Below are 17,802 nucleotides of genomic sequence, written 5' to 3'. Positions count from 1 at the left end.
ACCGATGACCTCCGTGAACCGTAGATCGATGCTGGGCACGCTCGGCGCCGCCGCCGCGTCGGCCTCCGTCAGCTGGACGCTCCCGGCCGCCGCGGAGGCGAGCACCGGGGGAGGCGACCGGCCGCGTTCGGCGCCGCGCCCGGTGGCGCCGGTCAACGCCGAGGTGGCGGCCGCGCACAGCGCGGCGTACAAGACGCTGCCGCAGGTGGTGGTCGGCGTGGACGTCGAGGAGCTGATGACGATCCACACCGCGGCCGACGTCCAGGCGATGCGGCCCCGGCTCGTCGCCCAGGTCTGGAAGTCCACCGGTGTGCTGCCGGACGGCCTGCCCGAGGTCCAGCGCGACGTCGGCGCTCCGGCCGAACTGCCGGCGTTCGAAGGCGTACGGCGGTACGACCGGCTCACCGTCCGTCTGCTGTTCGGGCTGTACTCGACGGTGTTCGTGCTCGAACCGCGGCGCCGGCCGCACAGCCGGGTCGCGTTCTACCACAACGGCCACGGCGAGCCGCTGGACACCATGCAGCGCACCGCCCAGGGGCTGCTCGACCACGGCTACGTCGTGCTGCTGTTCGCGATGCCGTTCTACCACTGGAACCCGACGACGCTGCGGGACCCGAACGACCCGTCGGTGACCCGGAAGCCGTCGCACAACGACCTGGGCCTGTGGGAGTCGGCGACGTTCTCGCCGCTGGCCTTCTTCCTGGAGCCGCCGGCCGTGGCGATGAACCACGTGCGGGCGACGTACCGGCCGTCGTCGGTGCAGATGGTCGGGCTGTCCGGTGGGGGATGGACGACCACGGTCTACCCGGCGCTGGACCCCCGGATCACCCGCTCGTACCCGACGGCCGGCTCACTGCCGTTCTTCGTGCGGCCCGGATCGCCGAAGCCGAGCCCGACCCGCGGCGACTGGGAGCAGCGTCAGGACATGCAGCCCGGCTTCTACGGCGTCGCCGACTTCCCCGACATCTACGCGCTCGCCTCGGTCGGGTCGAACCGCCGGCAGATGCAGATCCTCAACCGGTTCGACGAGTGCTGCTTCAACGGCGTCGGGCACCGCGGCTACGAGGCGGCCGTACGGCAGCGGATCGCGGTCATCGGCGGTGGTGACGGGGCCGGCGGCCACTGGGAGCTGCTCGAGGACGCCACCCACAGTCAGCACCAGATCAGCCCGTTCGCGCTGTCCGTCATCCTCTGGGACCTCGACGTCAACTGCGCCCACCTCCCCTAGACCGACAGCAGCGGCGACAGGAGACGACCATGCGTGGACGGACAGCGAAACGGAGAGCGAACCTGTGCCTCCGCGCGTTCGCCGCGGCGGCCCTGCTGGGAGGCCTCGCGGCGCCGTCGGCGCTCGCCGGGGCCTCCCCGGGATCGCCGGACCGGGGCGGGTCGGCGGGGGCAGGCGATCCCGCGCCCGCGCTGACCGCCCGGAACTTCGCCGATCCACCGACGGCGGTACGCCCGAAGTACCGGTGGTGGCTTCCGGGAGCCAACACCAGCGACGACGAGCTACGCCGGGAGATCGGCCAGATCGCTCAGGCCGGCGGCGGTGGCGTCGAGGTCACCGCGTTCGCGGCGCCGGGCGCCACCACCGATCCCGTTTTCGGCAGCGACAGCTACCTTGACGAGAACGGCTTCGGCTCGCCGAAGTGGCGGCACAAGCTCAAGGTGATCGCCGACGCCGCCCGGAAGGACGGCGTGATCCTGGATATGGCCCTCGGCCCGTCGTGGCCGGTGGTCGTGCCTTCGGTGCACAACTTCAACCAGCCGTCCGCGCAGCAGCAACTGATCTACGGCGCCGAGTTCACCGCTGCCGCCGGCAGCCGCGATGGGGCGCTCCCGCCGACGGCCACGAGCCCGCCGACCGTGGACACCCTCGCCTGCGCGGCGACGCCGTCCGGTGCGACGGACGTTCGGCTCTCGAACATCGCCGGCCTGGCCGCCGGAGACCGGATCACGCTCGGTTCGGACGCGGACGCCGACACCGTCACGATCAAACGGGTGGGAACCTCGGCGGGCTGCACGACCGTGGCGACGGACGCGGCCGCCGGCGCGACCGCCGTATCGGTCGCGGACGTGCCGGACGGCCTGCGGGCCGGCGACCGGATCGTCCTCGGCTCCGGAGCGGACCAGGACGTCGCCACCGTCACCGGCCTCGGCACGCAGAGCATGAAGTCGACCCTGTACGCGGCGGCCGCCGCGGGCGCCACCAGTGTGATGGTCGCCAACGATATGAACCTCGATCCGGGCGGCACGGTCGTGATCGGCTTCGGATCCGGCCAGGAGACGCGAAAGCTCACCAAGGTCGCGTCCAGCGGCAGCGGAAAGCCGGGCACGCTGACGTTCGACACCCCGCTCGAACGCGCCCACGCCCGCGGTGCGGCGACCGCGACTCCCGGCGGCGGCATCACGGTCAAGCCCACGCCGGCCCATCCGCATCCGGCCGGGGAACTGGTCCGGCGGGACGGGATCGGCGCGACTCCGACCGTCGTGACCCCGTCCGCCCATGCGCATTCCGCGGGCGCGGAGGCCATGGACACGGCGAAGACCTCCCTCGTGGAGGTGGTCGCCGTCCAGTGCAGCGCCGACTGCGCTCCCGGAGGCACCGGACCGCAGAAGCTCGACCGCGCGTCCGTGCGCGACGTGACGAAACTGGTCGACGCGAGCGGCGGGCTCCACTACACGTTCCCCACCGGGAACGGTCACCCGTGGGTCCTGATGGACTTCTACCAGACCGCCGACGGGCGACTGCAGTCGACGACGGCCGCCAAGTCACCCGACTACGCCCTCGATCACCTGAGCGCGTCCGGCGCCAAGGCCACCGGCGACTTCTGGGACCACTCGGTTCTCGGCGGTCCCGACGGTCCGCGGACCTCCGGGGGCGCCTTCTTCGAGGACTCACTGGAACTGGGCTACAACGAGACCTGGACCTCGGACTTCGCCCAGCGGTTCCAGAAGCTACGGGGCTACTCGGTGACGACGTTCCTGCCGGCGCTGGCCGGCTACGCCATCCACCGCAAGGGGGTGTACCCGGCCGCCTTCGACTTCTCCGACGGCAGCAGTGACAAGGCGCGCTGGGACTACGCGCAGACCTGGAGCGACCTGTACTCCGACCGGTACCTGCCCGCCCTGCGACGGTGGACGGAGAGCAACGGCATGACGCTCCGGGCCCAGCCGTACGGCGATCCGATCGACGCGGCGCATGCCGCGGAGCACATCGGCATTCCCGAGGGGGAGGGCCTGGAGTTCTCCGGTCACAATTCGGACCAGCAGTTCAAGGTGATCGCGTCCGGGGCGTACATGAGCGGGGCGCCCGTGGTCTCGAGCGAGTGCTGCGCGATCTCCGGCAAGGTGTGGGGGACGACCGTCGCGGAGAACCTCTCGACCCAGCTCTACGCCGGTCTGGCCGGTGGCGACAACCAGGTCGTCTGGCACGGGTTTCCGTACCTGGAGTCGCCGGCCGGCTCCGGCGCGCAGACGCAGTGGCCGGGGTTCAGCTACGGCGGGAACACCAGCTTCGCGGAGGCATGGGGTCCGCGGATGCCGCAGTGGTCCGACGTGAAGGCGGTCAACGACCACATCGCCCGGCTGTCGCTCGTGCTGCGACAGGGCACGCCGCGGTTCGACGTGGGCGTCTACTACCAGAACACCGGCCTGTCCGGGCAGGCGAACGACCGGTCTGACGCCATCATCCCCAACACGTCCGCGATGGCGACCGCCGGATACACCTACGGGTACATCAGCCCGGAGTTCCTCAAGGAGCCCGCGGCCGAGTACACCGGCGGGCAGCTGTTCCCGGGCAAATCCGGTTACCGGGCACTGCTGCTCAACAACCAGCAGACGTACCGTCGCGACGCCGCGGACAAGATCCTCGACCTGGCGCGGCAGGGCCTGCCGATCGTCGTCGTCGGCTCGGACCAGCCGCCGGCCGTCACCACCCCCGGCTACGGCCCCGCTGACGAGGCCGCGGTGCGGAAGGACATCGCGACGCTGTACTCCTACATCGGCGACGGGCGACACCACGTCGTACGGGCCGCGACGCAGGACGACGTGCCCGCGGCGCTGACCTCCCTCGGCGTGACGGCGGCGGCCGCGCACGTCGGCACGGCGTCCGGGCGGATCGTGGACGTGCGCCGTCACACCGCCGACACCGACTACTACTTCCTCTACAACGACTCCGGCACGACCGCCGAGCAGACCCTGCGGCTGACCGGCGACGGCGCCGCGTACCGCCTCGACACGTGGAGCGGGCAGGTCACCCGGCTCGCCGAGCGGGCCAACGGCTCGCACGCGGTGACGCTGCCGGTGCGGCTCGCCGCCCATGACGCGACCGTGATCGCGGTGGCCCGCGACGGCCGGTTCGGCGGCCCGGCGGCCCCATCCGGTGAGCCGGGCGGAACGCCCACCGCGCAGCCGCTGACGTCCTGGCAGCTGACCGTGGACAGCTGGACGCCGGGGCCCTCGGGCCGCCCCGACGACACGGCCCACACCGCGATCGGACCGCTCACGGTCACCGCGGGTTCCACCGGCGAGCTCCCCGCCTGGTCCCACATCACCAGGTCGGCGGGCTTCCCGGCGGATCTGGCCGACGTGGCGGGCGTGGGCACCTACACCACCCACGTACGGCTCGACGGCCCCGCACGCGACGCCTCCCTCGATCTCGGCGCCGTCGTGGACACGTCCAGGGTGTCGGTCAACGGCCACACGCTGCCACCGCAGGACCTGCTCGACCTCAGCCGGGTCGACGTCGGCCGCTACCTGCGGCCGGGGGACAACACGATCACGGTGCGGGTCGCCAGCCCGCTGATCAACGCGGTACGCGTCGCCCCGGGAGCCGGCGCGGCCGGCCGCCGGCGTACGGACAACGGCCTGATGGGACCGGTGAGGCTCACCACCACGAAGTGACCGGACCGCGGGCCGAGCCCGCGGAGAGCCCGCGCGGACGGCACCGTCCTGTCCGCGCGGGCTCCATGCGTCCGTCGGTGCGTGGGGCACGGCGGGTGTCGTGAAGGCATCAGACGCGCGATGCCCGGCTCCGCGGACCGACGAACATCCGCGGAGCAGGGCACCCGGGTGATGCGAGAAGCCGTTACTTCCCCTCGTACAGCGCGCGGATCCGGCTCTCGGACAGCGCGCGTCCGAAGACGCGGAAGTCGTCCACGGCGCCGGGCAGGTAGGGATCGCCCTCGATCTGCGACCGGCCGATGTGGTTGCGCGTCGTCTCGCCCAGGTACATCGGCATGAGGTCCATGGCGGGGTTGGCGTCGACCTGGACGCCGTCCACGTACAGGCGACCGCCGCCGTTGGCGCCGGCCAGGGTGACCGCGAGGTGCTTCCATTCGCCGGCCGGCAGGGGCGGCGCGTGCAGGTGCTGCTCCGCGCCCGAGCCGTTCATCGTGATGGCGAACATCAGCATGTCGTCGGTGAGCTCCGGAGGACGCAGCTTGGTGCCCTGGGTCAGGAACATGTAGGTGACCCGGTCGAAGCCGAAGTCGAAGATCCGCAGCCACCGCGGCAGGGAGGTCAGGTTGACCCAGCAGGCGACGGTGGCCTCGCGGGCCCCGGCCAGGACCCCCTGCGGCAGCCGGACGTGGCCGTCGCCGGAGCCGGCGGCGTTGAGCCGTACGGCGTTGCCGGTTCGCCCGGAGCCCCAGGCGGCGTCGCCGACGAGGGTCGCCGTCATGTCCCGGTCGCGCCGGCCGCTCGAGTCGCTCGCGGTCCGCCCCGTGCTCTCGTCGAACTTGTACCAGGCGATCGTCTCCGGCGGCTCGGGGCCGCCGGCCACGACGACGTTCGTCGCCTCGCTCCAGACCTGGAGCCGCCGGCGAGCCGCCTGGTCCGCATAGCCCGCCTCGGCCTTCACGGAGAACCTGCCGAAGACACCGGCCGGCGGTGTGACGGCCCAGGTCGTCTTCACGGTCTTCCCTGGGGCGACGCGGCCGAAGTGATCCGGCGTGCGCGCCTTGACGGTCCACCCCGGTGGCGCCTCGATCGTGAGGCGTACGTCGCGGGCGGGCGACCCCGCCTGGGCGTCGTTGGAGAACCTGGCCGTGATCTCGGCGGTCTCGCCGGGGCCGACCTCGCCGACGCCGTCGACCGCCAGCCGCGCCGTCTTGCGGTCGAAGGAGAACCAGATCGTCCGCCGGTAGTCTCCCGCCCCCGAGTTCCGCTGCCCCGAAGGTCCGGTCTGGTCCGGGACATGGTTCTTGTCGCCGATGGCGGCGATGCCGTCGAGGAAGGAGATGCTCCCGCCGGGGAAGGCCGCCGTCGCGTGGCCGGGATTGGGCCCGAACTTCGGCGTGTACAGGCGGAGGAACATGTCCTCCTCCGCGACGATCGTGATGTCGCCCTCACGGGCGTTCAGCACCGCCCAGTAGGTGCCGGCGTGGTAGCCCTTGAACTCCGGGTACTTCCAGTGATCGGCTCCCCAGAGATCGGCGCCGGTCGAAGTGTCGTTGTACCTCTTGTACCAGGTGTCGGTGACCGGGCCCTGCATCCGGTTCTTCCAGACGCGGTACGGCCCCTTACCCAGCCATCTGACCGCGCCCACCTGGTTCTCGGGATAGTCGAAGGAGACACCCGAGAAGTCCCGGTCGCCGGACACGCGGTACCGGTACTCCATCTGCAGCCACCCGCTGCCGAGCATGCGCCAGCTGACGTACGACAGGTCGCCGGTGTACTCGGCCTCGACGACGTGCGCGGCGCCCTCCTGCCGATGAGTGATGCCGGAGAGCGTCGGGCTCCCGGCGGTCGCCACGGGCCCGTTGGTGAGCGAGATGGGGGAGCCGTTCTTGCGGACGCCGGTCAGCAGGCCGGTGTGCTTGCTGACCGTGACCTCGGTCCCCGAGGCGGTCATCGTGATCGCGTCCGGCGTCTCCGTCGCCGTCACGGTGCCGGAGCCGGCCGCCACGATGCGGTCCTTGTGGCTCGCGGCCTCCTTGATCGGCCACACCCACGAGCACACCTCGCGGCCGGCGGGGTCGACGGCGGTCAGCGCCAGCGCGTCGGACCGCTTCACCGTGGGAGCCGGGAGACGGAGCGTCAGCGTCGTGCTCTCGCCCGGCCCGGTGCCGCGTACGCCCTTCACCGCGCCACTCGCCACCACCGTGTGCCCGGTGGCCTCCTCGTACGGCCCACGGAATCCGATCAGTCGCCAGTTGAACCGGCACGCGCCGAGGTCGGTGAAGTCGTACCTGTTGGTGAGCTCGATGGCGAAGACCGCCGGATCGCCGGAATCCTTCAGGGTGGCGAGGATCGGCGACCAGATCTCCCTGATCGCGTCGACGCTCCCCTCCTTCTGACGGTACGGCCCCACGACGCCGTCCGGGGCGCGGTCGGCCGCCACGTTGATCCGGTCGCCCTGGTCGGTGCGGACGATCCCGCTGTCGAACAGCGCCCAGATGAAGCCTCCGCCGGAGTTCGGCCGGCTCGTCATGAGGTTCCAGTAGTCCGCCAGCCCGGCGCCGCCGCCACCGTCGTACATGGAGTGGAGGAACTCCGTCGGCAGGTAGACGGCGTCCGGCTCGTTCTCCAGGTAGCCCTGCGTCTCCGCGTACGACGGGTAGTGGGTGGTCCGGATGCCGTTGAACGGTGCGCTCGACGGGTGCAGGACGGCCCGGCGCTGCGGGTCGTAGGACGCGAAGTCGCCGTCCACGGCGGTGTTCCAGCCGCCCTCGTTGCCGTTGTCCCAGAAGATGACGCACGGATGGTTGACGTCCCGGACGACCATCTCCTCCACGAGCCGTTTCGCGCTCGGCGTGTCGTACGCGTTGTGCCAGCCGGGCAGCTCGTTCAGCACGTACAGGCCGAGTTCGTCGGCGTAGTCGTAGAAGTTCTGGTCCTGCGGGTAGTGCGACAGCCGGACGGCGTTGATGTTCATCTGCTTCATCAGCAGGATGTCGTCGCGGTTGAGCGCCGGGCTGGTCGTACGGCCGGAGTCCGGCCATTCGGCGTGCCGCGTGATGCCCTTGAGCATGATCCGCTTGCCGTTGACGAAGATCCCCTTGCCCGGCCGTACTTCGACGGTGCGGAAGCCGAACCGCTCGGTGACCACGTGCAGCACCTGGCCGCCCTTGGTCAGCGTGACTTCCAGCTGGTAGAGGTTCGGGGTCTCCGCCGTCCACAGATCGGGGTTCCGCACCCGGGTGGAGAGGGACGCCTTGTCCGCGCCGGCGCGGACGGCCGCCGAGAAGGCGGGGCCGACGTCGGTCCCGTCCGTGGACTTGATCTGCGCTCGCAGGCCGTCGGCCCCGGCGACCGCGCCCAGGAAGACGTCCACGGACAGCGACCCGTCGGCCTGCGCGTCGATCGCCACACGGTCGATGTACTCGGCGGGGTGCGCCAGCAGGTAGACCGGCCGGTAGATGCCGCCGAAGATCCAGTAGTCGCCCCTCCGCTCCGCGCCGTTGATCGAGGCGTTGGCGGACTCCTTGTCGACGATCACCTTCAACTGGTTCGAGCCACCGAACGCGAGCACCTTGGTGACGTCGTACGTGAAGCGGACGAACCCACCCTGATGCACCGGCCCGACGGCCGACCCGTTGATCCACACACGGGTGTCCGTCATGCTTCCTTCGAAGACGATGAACACCTTCCGGCCGCGCCAGGCCGCGGGAACCGTGAACGCGTGCTCGTACACGCCCTGCTCGTTCGGCTGGTCGGGGTGGTCGTCGACGAAGTCGCCGTAGTCGTACGCGCCGAAGCCGTGGAACTCCCAGTTCGACGGCACGGGAACGGTGGTCCATCGGCCGGAGTTCCGTCCGCTGGTCAGCATGAAGCGCCAGTCGACCACGTGGTCCTTGTCGGTGCCCGACAGGTACGCGACCTCGGACTTCATCGGCGCCGACGCGCCAGGGCCCCCCGCGGCCGACGCCGTACCCTGACCGGCCGGCGGCTGCGCCGCGATGCCGAGCGCGCCGAGCTTGAGTACCGTCCTCCGGCTGAACATCTGCCGTCCTCTCCGGGCGGCCGGGTGGAATCCGCACCTTGGTGGGAAAAGGTTTTCCTCAAAGTAGGCCCGAGAGGAAGGCGAGGTCAACAGCCCTCCGGCCCCGTCTTTCCCCAGCGCCACCGCCGGGTCGGGGGTGGCGCTGGCCCGCGCCGACCCGACCGGGCGAGCGTTGAGTCCGGCCGGCCAAGCGGCGGGACGGGACCCGTCAGGTCAGGTGGGGTCGAGGCACTCGCCCGGCCAGGTGAGGTCGGACGGCATCCGTCCGGTGGGCGGCACCGGACGGGACCTGCCCGGTCAGCTGGAGCCGGGTCGCATCCGTCCGGTCGGAAGCCATCTGCCCTCGCCTGGTGGGACGGCGTCCGGACCGCTTCCGTCCGGTTCGGTCGGGGCCGGATCACGTCCGCCTGGCCGGCCCACTGGCCCGGCCGGGTTGCACCCGTCCGGTCGGGCGTGGCCGGGCCACTTCCGTCCCGGTCCGAGGTGCCGGGCCGTGTGCGGCTGACCGGGTGGGACCGTACGGGTTCGCTCGAGCGGTGTCGGGCTGTGCCCGTCCGGTCGGGTCGTGTGGCGTCGGTCGGGGTCCGGGCGGGGGAGGCCTTCCGACCGTTGGTCAGGCCTTGGCGGTTTTCGGTAGGGGGGTGATGGCGCCCGCCGGTGGTGCGGTCGAGTCGCGGGTGATCAGTTCCGCGCTCGCCGTGACGACCCGGCCGGTCTCGCCGGCGCCGTCGATGGCGCCGCTCGAGGCGAACAGTTCCCATGCCCGGCGGCCCAGGTCCTGTTTGCTCACCCTCACCGTCGTCAGGCGGGGGCGCAGCAACTCGCTCAGCGCGATGTCGTCGAAGCCGGTGAGCGAGACGTCGCGAGGCACCGAGACGCCGAGTTCGTCGAACCGGGCGAGCACGCCCAGAGCGACGTAGTCGCTGAACGCCATCACGGCGGTCGCACCGGTGGCGAGGGCGGCGTCGGCGGCGCGGTGCCCGTCGACGCTGCTCGATCCGCACGGCACCTGGAACACCTCGAAGTCCGGGCCGGACGCCGCGCGCAGGGCCCGCTGTCTGGCCCGTTCCGACCACGCACGTGCCGGGCCGCGCAGGTAGGCGACCCGGCGGTGGCCGAGCTCCCGCAGATGCCGGCAGATCCCGGCCATTCCCGCCTCGAAGTCCACGACGACGGCGGGGACCTGGCCGCCCCGGCCCACCCGGTTCACGCACACGAGGTGGGGCACCGCCTGGGCGAGTTTCGCCAGCTCCCGCTGGGGCATCCGCGGTGAGCACAGCACCACGCCGTCCGCCCACCGGGACAGTTCCAAGGCCGCGTCGTGCTCGGCGCCGCCCTTCTCCCCGGTGTCCGCGACGAGGGTGCGGAAGTCCGACTCCTCGGCGGCGTTCGTCACTCCCTTGAGCACCTCGGCGAAGTACGGGTTGCCGACGTCCGGCACGACGACGCCCACTGCGTGGGTGGCGCCGCGCAGCAGTCCCTGCGCCGCCGGATTCGGCCGGTACCCCAGCCGGTTCACCGCGTCGCGTACCCGTTGTTCCAGGTCGGCCGAGACCGGCTTGGTGCCGGTCAGGACTCGCGAGACGGTTGCCGGCGATACGGCGGCCTCCCGCGCGACATCGATGATGGTCGCTCGGGGCGGCCGCGCCCCCGCGTCGGTTCGCACCCTGTCCATGGCGGCATTGCACCACATGGCGGCCTCTCCTGGCGCATGCGGCCGGTCAGATCGAGCTGGAGGTTGACGGAACCGGTCCTCCGTGTGATTTTTTGGGGAAAAGGTTTTCCGGCGGAGGCATCGGCTCGTGATCCCCCGAACAACGACCACATCCCTGCGACGGCGGTCGGCGATACTGCCGGTCGCCCTGCTGATACCGGCGTCCCTCGCGCCGTCCGCGCCCGCGGCCCGGTCCGCCGCGGCTCCGGCCGTGATCGGCTGGCGGGCCACCGCCGGCCCGTTCGGGCTGAGCTTCCTGCGGAACGGGCGGCCGGTCACGGCCGAGGCGGGCGGATCGGCGGCAGGACCGGGGGGCCGGCTGTCGTACCAGGTCGGCGGGACCGCCTCCAGCCGGGACGGCGCCACGTACCACCGGCTGACGGATCTCGTCTCGCGGCACACGATCCCCGGCGGCATCGCGTACACCGTGGCGACCGACGAACCCGGGCGTACCGCCACCGTGAACGTCACCCGTACGGCCCAGGGCCTCCACGTCCGCTGGTCGTTCTCGCCCGCGAGCGACGTCACCGCCGTCTTCGAGGCGCTGACCGCACGTGGCGACGAGCACTACCTCGGCGGCAGTTCGGCGGCCTACGTCGACCTGCGCGGGCACATCCGGGGGTGGAGCCCCGGCAAGGAGGGCAACGAGGCGGGCGACTACTGCCAGAACCAGGAGCAGAGCGCCAGCACCTTCTACCTGAGCTCCGGCGGCTACGGGTTCCACGCGGACACGACGCACATCGGCCGGTTCGCCTTCCCCGGCGCGACCCAGGTGAGCGACGGGCCGAACTGCGGGCGCACGCCGAGCGTCCCGTCCGGCGAGCCGCAGCCGTACGCCTGCCCGGTGGCCGCGACCGCCCAGCCCGACCGCGTGCAGATCTGCGTGAAGGACAGCGAACTGACCTACGACGTGTACGCCGGCTCGCCGTCGGAGGTCACCACCGGCTACTACCGCACCGTCGGCATGCCGAGCCTGCCGCCTCCCGGCCAGTTCGCGCTGATCAAGTGGCGGGACGTCAACGCCGACCAGGCCCAGGTGCTCGACGACGTCGCCGAGATGAAGAAGCTGAACATCCCGCTCGGCACCGTCTTCATCGACAACCCGTGGGAGCGGCAGCCCGCCGGCAACACCCACCGGATCAACGGCAGCGCCTGCACGAACAGCGGCCGGTTCGACCCGACCTTCTTCCCCGATCCGCGGCAGATGATCGACACCATCCACGCCCAGGGGGTGAGATTCGGGCTCTGGGTGACGTCGACGGCGTCCTCACCGTCGTCCTCGCAGGGCGGCGGGTCCTGCGCCGGGATCAATGACGTCTGGGCCGAGAACGACTGGCTCGTCCCGGGCACGAACTACATCGACTTCACCATCCCGGCGGCGCGGAAGTACTACGTCGACCAGCTGACGCGCCTGTTTGGCATGGGCGTCGACATGGTCAAGGAGGATCGGGGCGAGGAGTACCGGCTGGAGACCACGCCGCTCGCCGGCGGATCCGGGGCCGGGCTCTACCTGCGTTACCCCGAGCTGTACCACGCCGCGGTCACCGAAGCGCTGCGCGCCGTGCACGGGAACGACTTCGAGACGCTGGTCCGCGCCGGAGCGCCCGGCACCGCCGAGAACACGCACGGCATGTGGGGCAGCGACGGCTACGAGACCTTCGCCGCGCTGCGCACCGAGCTCCGCTACGGCGTGAGCGAGTCACTGACCGGGCACTTCGCCTGGGGATCGGACACCGGCGGCATCGACCCCCAGAAACCCGCCGACGCGACGAACAGCCCGGCGCCGTCGCTGTTCAGCCGCTGGGCGCAGTTCAGCGCGGTCAGCCCGGTGTTCGAGGTCGGGGGAGCGGGGCTGAACGCCACCCCGTGGAAGTACGACGCGGACACCGTCCGGCGCTTCCGCGACGCCGTCGTGCTGCACTACGAGCTCTTCCCCTACCTGTACGGCCTGGCCCGCCAGGCCGCCCGCACCGGCGTGCCCATCATGCGCGCGGTCGGTTTCCAGTACCCCGGAGACCAGACCGCCTGGGCCCAGGACCAGGAGTTCATGGTCGGCCCGGACCTGCTCGCCGCGCCGGTCACCGCCGACCGCGCCGGCACCGACGGCGCGGCGGGCGAGCCGACACCGGTGAGCGTCTCCCTGCCCGCCGGAACCTGGGTCGACCTGTACAGCGGCCAGACCGTCACCGGCGGGCGTACGGTCACCCGGAGGACGGGCCCGGACGAGTTCCCGCTCTACCTGCGGGCGGGCACCGCCATCGGCTTCCACGACCGGGCCACCGGTGACTGGGGCACCGACGACCTGTCCAGGCAGGGCCGGTCCGGGTGGATGTACGCCCCGGGCGCGGGCGACGCCCGGCCCGTCGGCTCCGACCAGGGACGACTCGACGCGTCCACCCGAGGCGGGACGGTACGGCTGCGGCTGACCGGCGCCCCGGCCAGGGCCCAGGTCCGGGTGCTGCTGCCGAGCGCGCCCCGCTCCGTGACCGTGAACGGCCGCCCGCTCCCGAAGGCGGCGGACGCCGCTGCGCTGGGGGCCGCGGACGACGGCTGGACCTTCACCCAGGGCCCGTTCGGCGGCGTCGTCCTCAAGCTGCTCCCGCACGCGGGCGCCGCGAACGTGACCATTCGATGACCTTGACCGTCAACTTCCGTCTCAGGAGGACAAATGACCGAAAACTGGCCACGACGCCGGGTGCTGGGAATGGGCGGGGCGATACTGGGCGGCGGCCTGCTGGCCGCGGCGGTCGGCCGACCGGCCTTCGCCCAGACGGATCCCTGGAAGACCGCCGACGCGATCCGCAGACGGGTGCGGGCGCCGAAGTTCCCGCACCATGAGTACCGGATCACCGACTTCGGCGCGAAGGGCGACGGGGTCACCGACTGCACCCGGGCGTTCGAGGCGGCGATCGGCACCTGCGCGCGACGCGGCGGCGGCCACGTGATCGTGCCGCCCGGCCGGTACCTGACCGGGCCGATCAACCTGCGCAGCTTCGTGGACCTCCACGTGAGCGAGGGCGCCACGATCCTGTTCAGCACGGACCCCCAGAAGTACCCGCCCGTCTACACCCGCTGGCAGGGCATCGAGTGCTACAACTACTCGCCCTTCATCTACGCGTACGGCGCCCGCAACGTCGCGGTCACCGGCAAGGGCACGCTCGACGGGCAGGCCGGCAACACCGCCTGGTGGCCGTGGACGGGCAGCACGCGCTACGGCTGGACGCAGGGCATCCCGACGCAGGGCGACGACTGGAACGCACTGCAGGACATGGCCGACCGCGGCGTCCCGGTGCGCGAACGCGTCTTCGGCCCCGGGCACTACCTCCGGCCGAACATGGTCCAGCCGTACCGCTGCCGTGACGTGCTCATCGAGGACGTCACCATCGTCAACTCGCCGATGTGGGAGATCCACCCGGTGCTCTCGCAGCGGGTGCTCGTACGGAACGTCACGGTCTCCAGCCACGGGCCCAACAACGACGGCTGCGACCCCGAGTCGTGCACCGACGTGGTCATCACCGGCAGTACCTTCGACACCGGCGACGACTGCATCGCCATCAAGTCCGGGCGCAACGCCGACGGCCGCCGGGTCAACGTGCCCAGCCGGAACATCCTGGTCGAGAACTGTGAGATGCGCGACGGCCACGGCGGCGTGACGATGGGCAGTGAGGAGAGCGGGGGCATCAGCGGGGTCTTCGCCCAGAACCTGCGGATGACCAGCCCGAACCTCGGATACGGCCTGCGCCTCAAGACCAACTCCGTACGCGGCGGCTACATCCACGACGTCCACATGCGCGACGTCGAGGTGACCCAGATCGCGGACGCCGCGATCCAGATCGACTTCTACTACGACGAAGGCCCCGGCCACCCGTACAACCCCTCGGTGAGCGGCATCAACGTCGAGAACCTGCACGTCGGCACCACCAACAGGGTGTTCGAGATGCGCGGCTACCCCGACGACCCGATCCGCGACATCACCCTCACCCACTGCGTGTTCGACAAGGCGACCAACACCGACATCGTGGAGGACGTCGAGGGGCTTGTGCTCAACGACGTCACCGTCAACGGCAAGCCGCTCGAGCCGGCGACCAACTGAACCCCGGCCCGGCACCGGTCCGCCGGTGCCGGGCCCCGGCCGTCCGGAGCCTGAGAGATGGTGAAGCGGCGATCTTCCCTGGTCGACGGTGCCGGAAGAATGCTCCAATGTCCCCATGGCCGGAATGGGTATTACGGTGTGTCTACCTGCGCGAGAGGCCGGTCGAGTAGAAGCAGCGGTCGCAGCGGCGATGGCGCCCTTCGCGATCGACTACCTGCGCGGCGACGAGCTGGATATCTGGGACTCCTGGTGCATCACCGGTGGCACGGCGCACGGCGGCGGGTTCAACGTTCTTCCCGGCCATGAGCGGGACCCCAGACTGATCCACGAGCTCCCGAACCGGTGGCTGACCGGGCACGAGCCGGTCTCCAACGACTTCGGCTGGTGCGCGGGCGGGCCTCGCGAACTCCTCGACTTCTCCTCGTCGCGCGAGGAAGCCCGTGATTTGGCCGACGCGGCGTGGCAGATGTGGCGGAAACTGGCGGCGGAACTGCCACCATCTCGGCCCTGGCAGGTCTATCACGACCGCAAGGTGGCCGAGTTCCGGACCTACTCACTCGATCAGGCCGCAGCCGACTACCGCGCCCAGCCGCTCGTCAAGGCCTTCGACGGCTATCTGGAGACGCTGCCCACCGAACGCTACCGGTACCAGTTCCTGCGATTCGCCGACCCGGTCGTCGAGGTCGGACGCGTAAGCAGGGAGGAGTTCATCGAACGGAGAGCTCTGCGCCAACGCGATGTCCTCACCCTGGAGGGCTGGTGGTACGAGGACGGTGGCCCGGGGATCCACGGAGCCTGCCACAGTCCTGCCCGGTGCCCCCACGAACCGGAGCTGACGGCGGGCCAAGACCACATCGACGGCTATCTGGCCGGCCTGTCCGGTGACACGCTCCTGGTCAACGTGCGCTGCCACGTCTGAGGGGACGCGTTGGGTCTCAGTTCGCCTGGCAGGGAGCCGAGAGCAGTGCGGCCGGGGTGACGCAGGCGGGAGCGCCCGCCTGCTGGAGCAGCCTCCTGGCGTCGTCGGTGGCGAGGAACGTGAGGAACGCCGAAGCGGAGCTGCCGTTGGGCGGTGGCCCGTCGGTGTAGAAGATCTCCGGGGCGACGAACGAGTAGCGGTCCATCGCCCGGGACGCCGTCGGCGTCCTGCCGTCCAGGGCGAGGATGCGCACGTTGGGGTAGCGGCGGGCGTCCGAAGCGACGTGCACTTCGGCGTAACCGATCGTGCCGGGGACGGTGTCGACGGTGTCGAGGACCTGCGCCTGGCTGCTGCGCTCGCAGCGGATGACGTGGAGCGCGACGCGGAGGTCGTCCTTGCGCCGGCAGTCGCTGGACGACAGGTCCGGCTCGGGTCCTTTCAGCACGTGCTCCTCGAAGATGCCCCGGGTGCCCGAGCCCTCGGTCCTGCTGACCAGCCGTATCGGCAGGTCGGCGCCGCCCTTGAACCGGTTCCAGTCGGTCGGGCCGGTGTTCTGCGCGTAGATGGAACGCAGGTCGCGCAGGGACAGACCGGTCACGTTCGTGTCCCTGTTGGCGATGACGGCGAACGCGACCAGGGCGACCGGGTAGCCACGGAAACCGCGCAGCCTGACCTCATCGGAGTCGGGCGCGAGATAGCCGTCGTGCATCGCGACGGTCGACGCGGCGTTGCCGGCGGTGAGGGCGCGTACTCCCTCGTTCGACCCGATCGCGCTCACCTCGATCTTCGCGTGCGGGCACCGGTCCTCATAGCCCCGCCGGATGATGTCGGCCGTCCGTTCGAACGCGGTGGAGCCGACGAGGTGCAGTGTCCCGGTGAAGCACAGGGAGCCGGGCGAGGCGGCTCCGCCGGCCAGCCGGCCCACGCCGGCACCGGCGGCGAACACCACCACCGCGGCGGTGGCGACCGACAGTGACCACCGCCGGCCGGCTCTCCACCGCCGCGTGGCCGTGGTCGTGTCCGGGCGGGCCTCCGGGCCGGCGTGTCGTTCGCTCTCGGCCGCCGCCAGGCGTTCCCGCAGCTCCGCCGCCTCCGTCTGGACGGCGGCGAGTCGCCGCCGCAGCTCGGCGCCCTCGGCGCGGGCACCGGCCAGGTCGTCCGTCGGCAGGATGTGCCGGACCCGTTCGTACGCCTCGACCCAGCGTGCGATCTCCGCGGCGGGTAGCCCGCAGGCTCGCGCGAAGTGACCGACGCGGGTGCGTTCCCGGTCGCTGGTGGTGCGCCAGCGATCCTTCTGGAGCATCGCGCTGATCGTGGCGTCGGGGAGCGTGCCCCACGAGCGTTTCTCGATCTCGGACTGCCGGGGCGAGCCCGCCCATTTCCGCAGCTCCGCCAGGAGCACGTAGAAGTGCCGGATGTCGTTGGCCGTGGACGGGTCGGGCAGCCGCCGGTCGACGGTGAACGTCGGCTCGGTCCAGGGCTTGAACGTCACCGGGTACCGTTCGGTCAGCTGCCGCCACGGGACCTTCGTCCGGTAGGTCTCGATCGCCTTCGTCGGTTTGCCGTTCCCGTTCCGTTCGAACGCGCCGACCAGTTGCCCTCCCCACTCCTCCCACCGGGCGGCCTCGGCCGCCGCCCACCGGCCGCGTACCTCGCTCACCTCGACGCCGTCCACGCCCGCCGCGGCCAAGCAGGCGCTGACGACCTCCCAGGACATCAGCTCGCCGTCCCCGGCCAGCAACGCGCGGACCGTCGCGTCCAGCAGCCCGGTGCGCCGCGCCAGGACGTCCGCCTCGATTCCGCCCATGCGGACGACCAGATCACGGATGAACTCCGCCTTCTGATCGGCGTAGGAGTCCAACACCCGCTCCGTCCGTCTCGCGCGTTCTCGCCCCTGAGCGCCCGTTGCGGGGCGGCTATCCACACTGCGGCCCGGGCGGTGCCGGGCGCCGCGAGTTATCCAGAAGTTCGCGTTCTTGTTCCTGTCTGTACCGCCGAGACCCCGTCCGGGGGGATTCCAGGAACGCACCAGGAATTCCGGGAGGCACCTGGAACGGGCGGAATCGCACCAGGACGCCCGCTGATCGCCGGTTCGCGTCGGTGATCGGCCACGCTGGCTTTCATGCGCC

8 protein-coding genes are annotated in these 17,802 nt (G+C 71.3%); 5 read left to right on the top strand and 3 right to left on the bottom strand.

Annotated features, from left to right (window positions below):
* Positions 1–4 precede the first annotated feature (4 nt).
* Entirely contained in the window at positions 5–1,228 is a 1,224-nt protein-coding gene (locus tag QSK37_RS17495; RefSeq protein WP_285622070.1) for a hypothetical protein, read from the top strand.
* A gap of 29 nt (positions 1,229–1,257) precedes the next feature.
* Entirely contained in the window at positions 1,258–4,905 is a 3,648-nt protein-coding gene (locus tag QSK37_RS17490; protein ID WP_285622068.1) for a glycosyl hydrolase, read from the top strand.
* A gap of 184 nt (positions 4,906–5,089) precedes the next feature.
* Here the strand turns inward: QSK37_RS17490 and QSK37_RS17485 are convergent, their stop codons facing one another.
* Entirely contained in the window at positions 5,090–8,947 is a 3,858-nt protein-coding gene (locus QSK37_RS17485) for a glycoside hydrolase family 2 TIM barrel-domain containing protein (protein WP_285622065.1), read from the bottom strand.
* 613 nt (positions 8,948–9,560) lie between these two features.
* Entirely contained in the window at positions 9,561–10,622 is a 1,062-nt protein-coding gene (locus QSK37_RS17480; RefSeq protein WP_285622062.1) for a LacI family DNA-binding transcriptional regulator, read from the bottom strand.
* Positions 10,623–10,749: 127 nt separating this feature from the next.
* Here QSK37_RS17480 and QSK37_RS17475 point away from each other — a divergent pair, with 127 nt between their 5' ends.
* The 3 genes from QSK37_RS17475 (at position 10,750) to QSK37_RS17465 (ending at position 15,673) form a co-directional block, all read left to right on the top strand.
* Complete coding sequence (locus QSK37_RS17475) at positions 10,750–13,296, top strand: TIM-barrel domain-containing protein (RefSeq protein ID WP_285622061.1); 2,547 nt, start codon at positions 10,750–10,752, stop codon at positions 13,294–13,296.
* A 33-nt stretch (positions 13,297–13,329) separates the two neighbouring features.
* The gene (locus tag QSK37_RS17470) at positions 13,330–14,754 is read left to right on the top strand and encodes a glycoside hydrolase family 28 protein (protein ID WP_285622059.1); all 1,425 of its coding nucleotides are present in this window, start codon (positions 13,330–13,332) and stop codon (positions 14,752–14,754) included.
* A gap of 190 nt (positions 14,755–14,944) precedes the next feature.
* Positions 14,945–15,673 (top strand): hypothetical protein, encoded by a 729-nt coding sequence (locus tag QSK37_RS17465; protein WP_285622057.1) that lies wholly within the window; start codon positions 14,945–14,947, stop codon positions 15,671–15,673.
* A gap of 16 nt (positions 15,674–15,689) precedes the next feature.
* On the opposite strand, the gene QSK37_RS17460 is transcribed toward QSK37_RS17465, so the two are convergent.
* Positions 15,690–17,534, bottom strand: coding sequence for a substrate-binding domain-containing protein (locus QSK37_RS17460; protein WP_285622055.1), 1,845 nt, complete (start codon positions 17,532–17,534; stop codon positions 15,690–15,692).
* Between the last annotated feature and the right edge of the window lie 268 nt (positions 17,535–17,802).

The sequence above is a fragment of the Actinoallomurus iriomotensis genome, assembly GCF_030269445.1.
Classification (GTDB): domain Bacteria; phylum Actinomycetota; class Actinomycetes; order Streptosporangiales; family Streptosporangiaceae; genus Actinoallomurus; species Actinoallomurus iriomotensis.
Note: the sequence above shows the minus strand (reverse complement) of the source record. Positions and strands in the feature narration are given on the sequence as shown.

What these genes read in the sequence shown, in the direction of transcription:
- QSK37_RS17495 (WP_285622070.1), top strand. Translation starts at nt 5, where the DNA reads ATGACCTCCGTGAACCGTAGATCGATGCTGGGCACGCTCGGCGCCGCC.
- QSK37_RS17480 (WP_285622062.1), bottom strand. Translation starts at nt 10,622, where the DNA reads ATGGACAGGGTGCGAACCGACGCGGGGGCGCGGCCGCCCCGAGCGACC.
- QSK37_RS17485 (WP_285622065.1), bottom strand. Translation starts at nt 8,947, where the DNA reads ATGTTCAGCCGGAGGACGGTACTCAAGCTCGGCGCGCTCGGCATCGCG.
- QSK37_RS17490 (WP_285622068.1), top strand. Translation starts at nt 1,258, where the DNA reads ATGCGTGGACGGACAGCGAAACGGAGAGCGAACCTGTGCCTCCGCGCG.
- QSK37_RS17470 (WP_285622059.1), top strand. Translation starts at nt 13,330, where the DNA reads ATGACCGAAAACTGGCCACGACGCCGGGTGCTGGGAATGGGCGGGGCG.
- QSK37_RS17465 (WP_285622057.1), top strand. Translation starts at nt 14,945, where the DNA reads ATGGCGCCCTTCGCGATCGACTACCTGCGCGGCGACGAGCTGGATATC.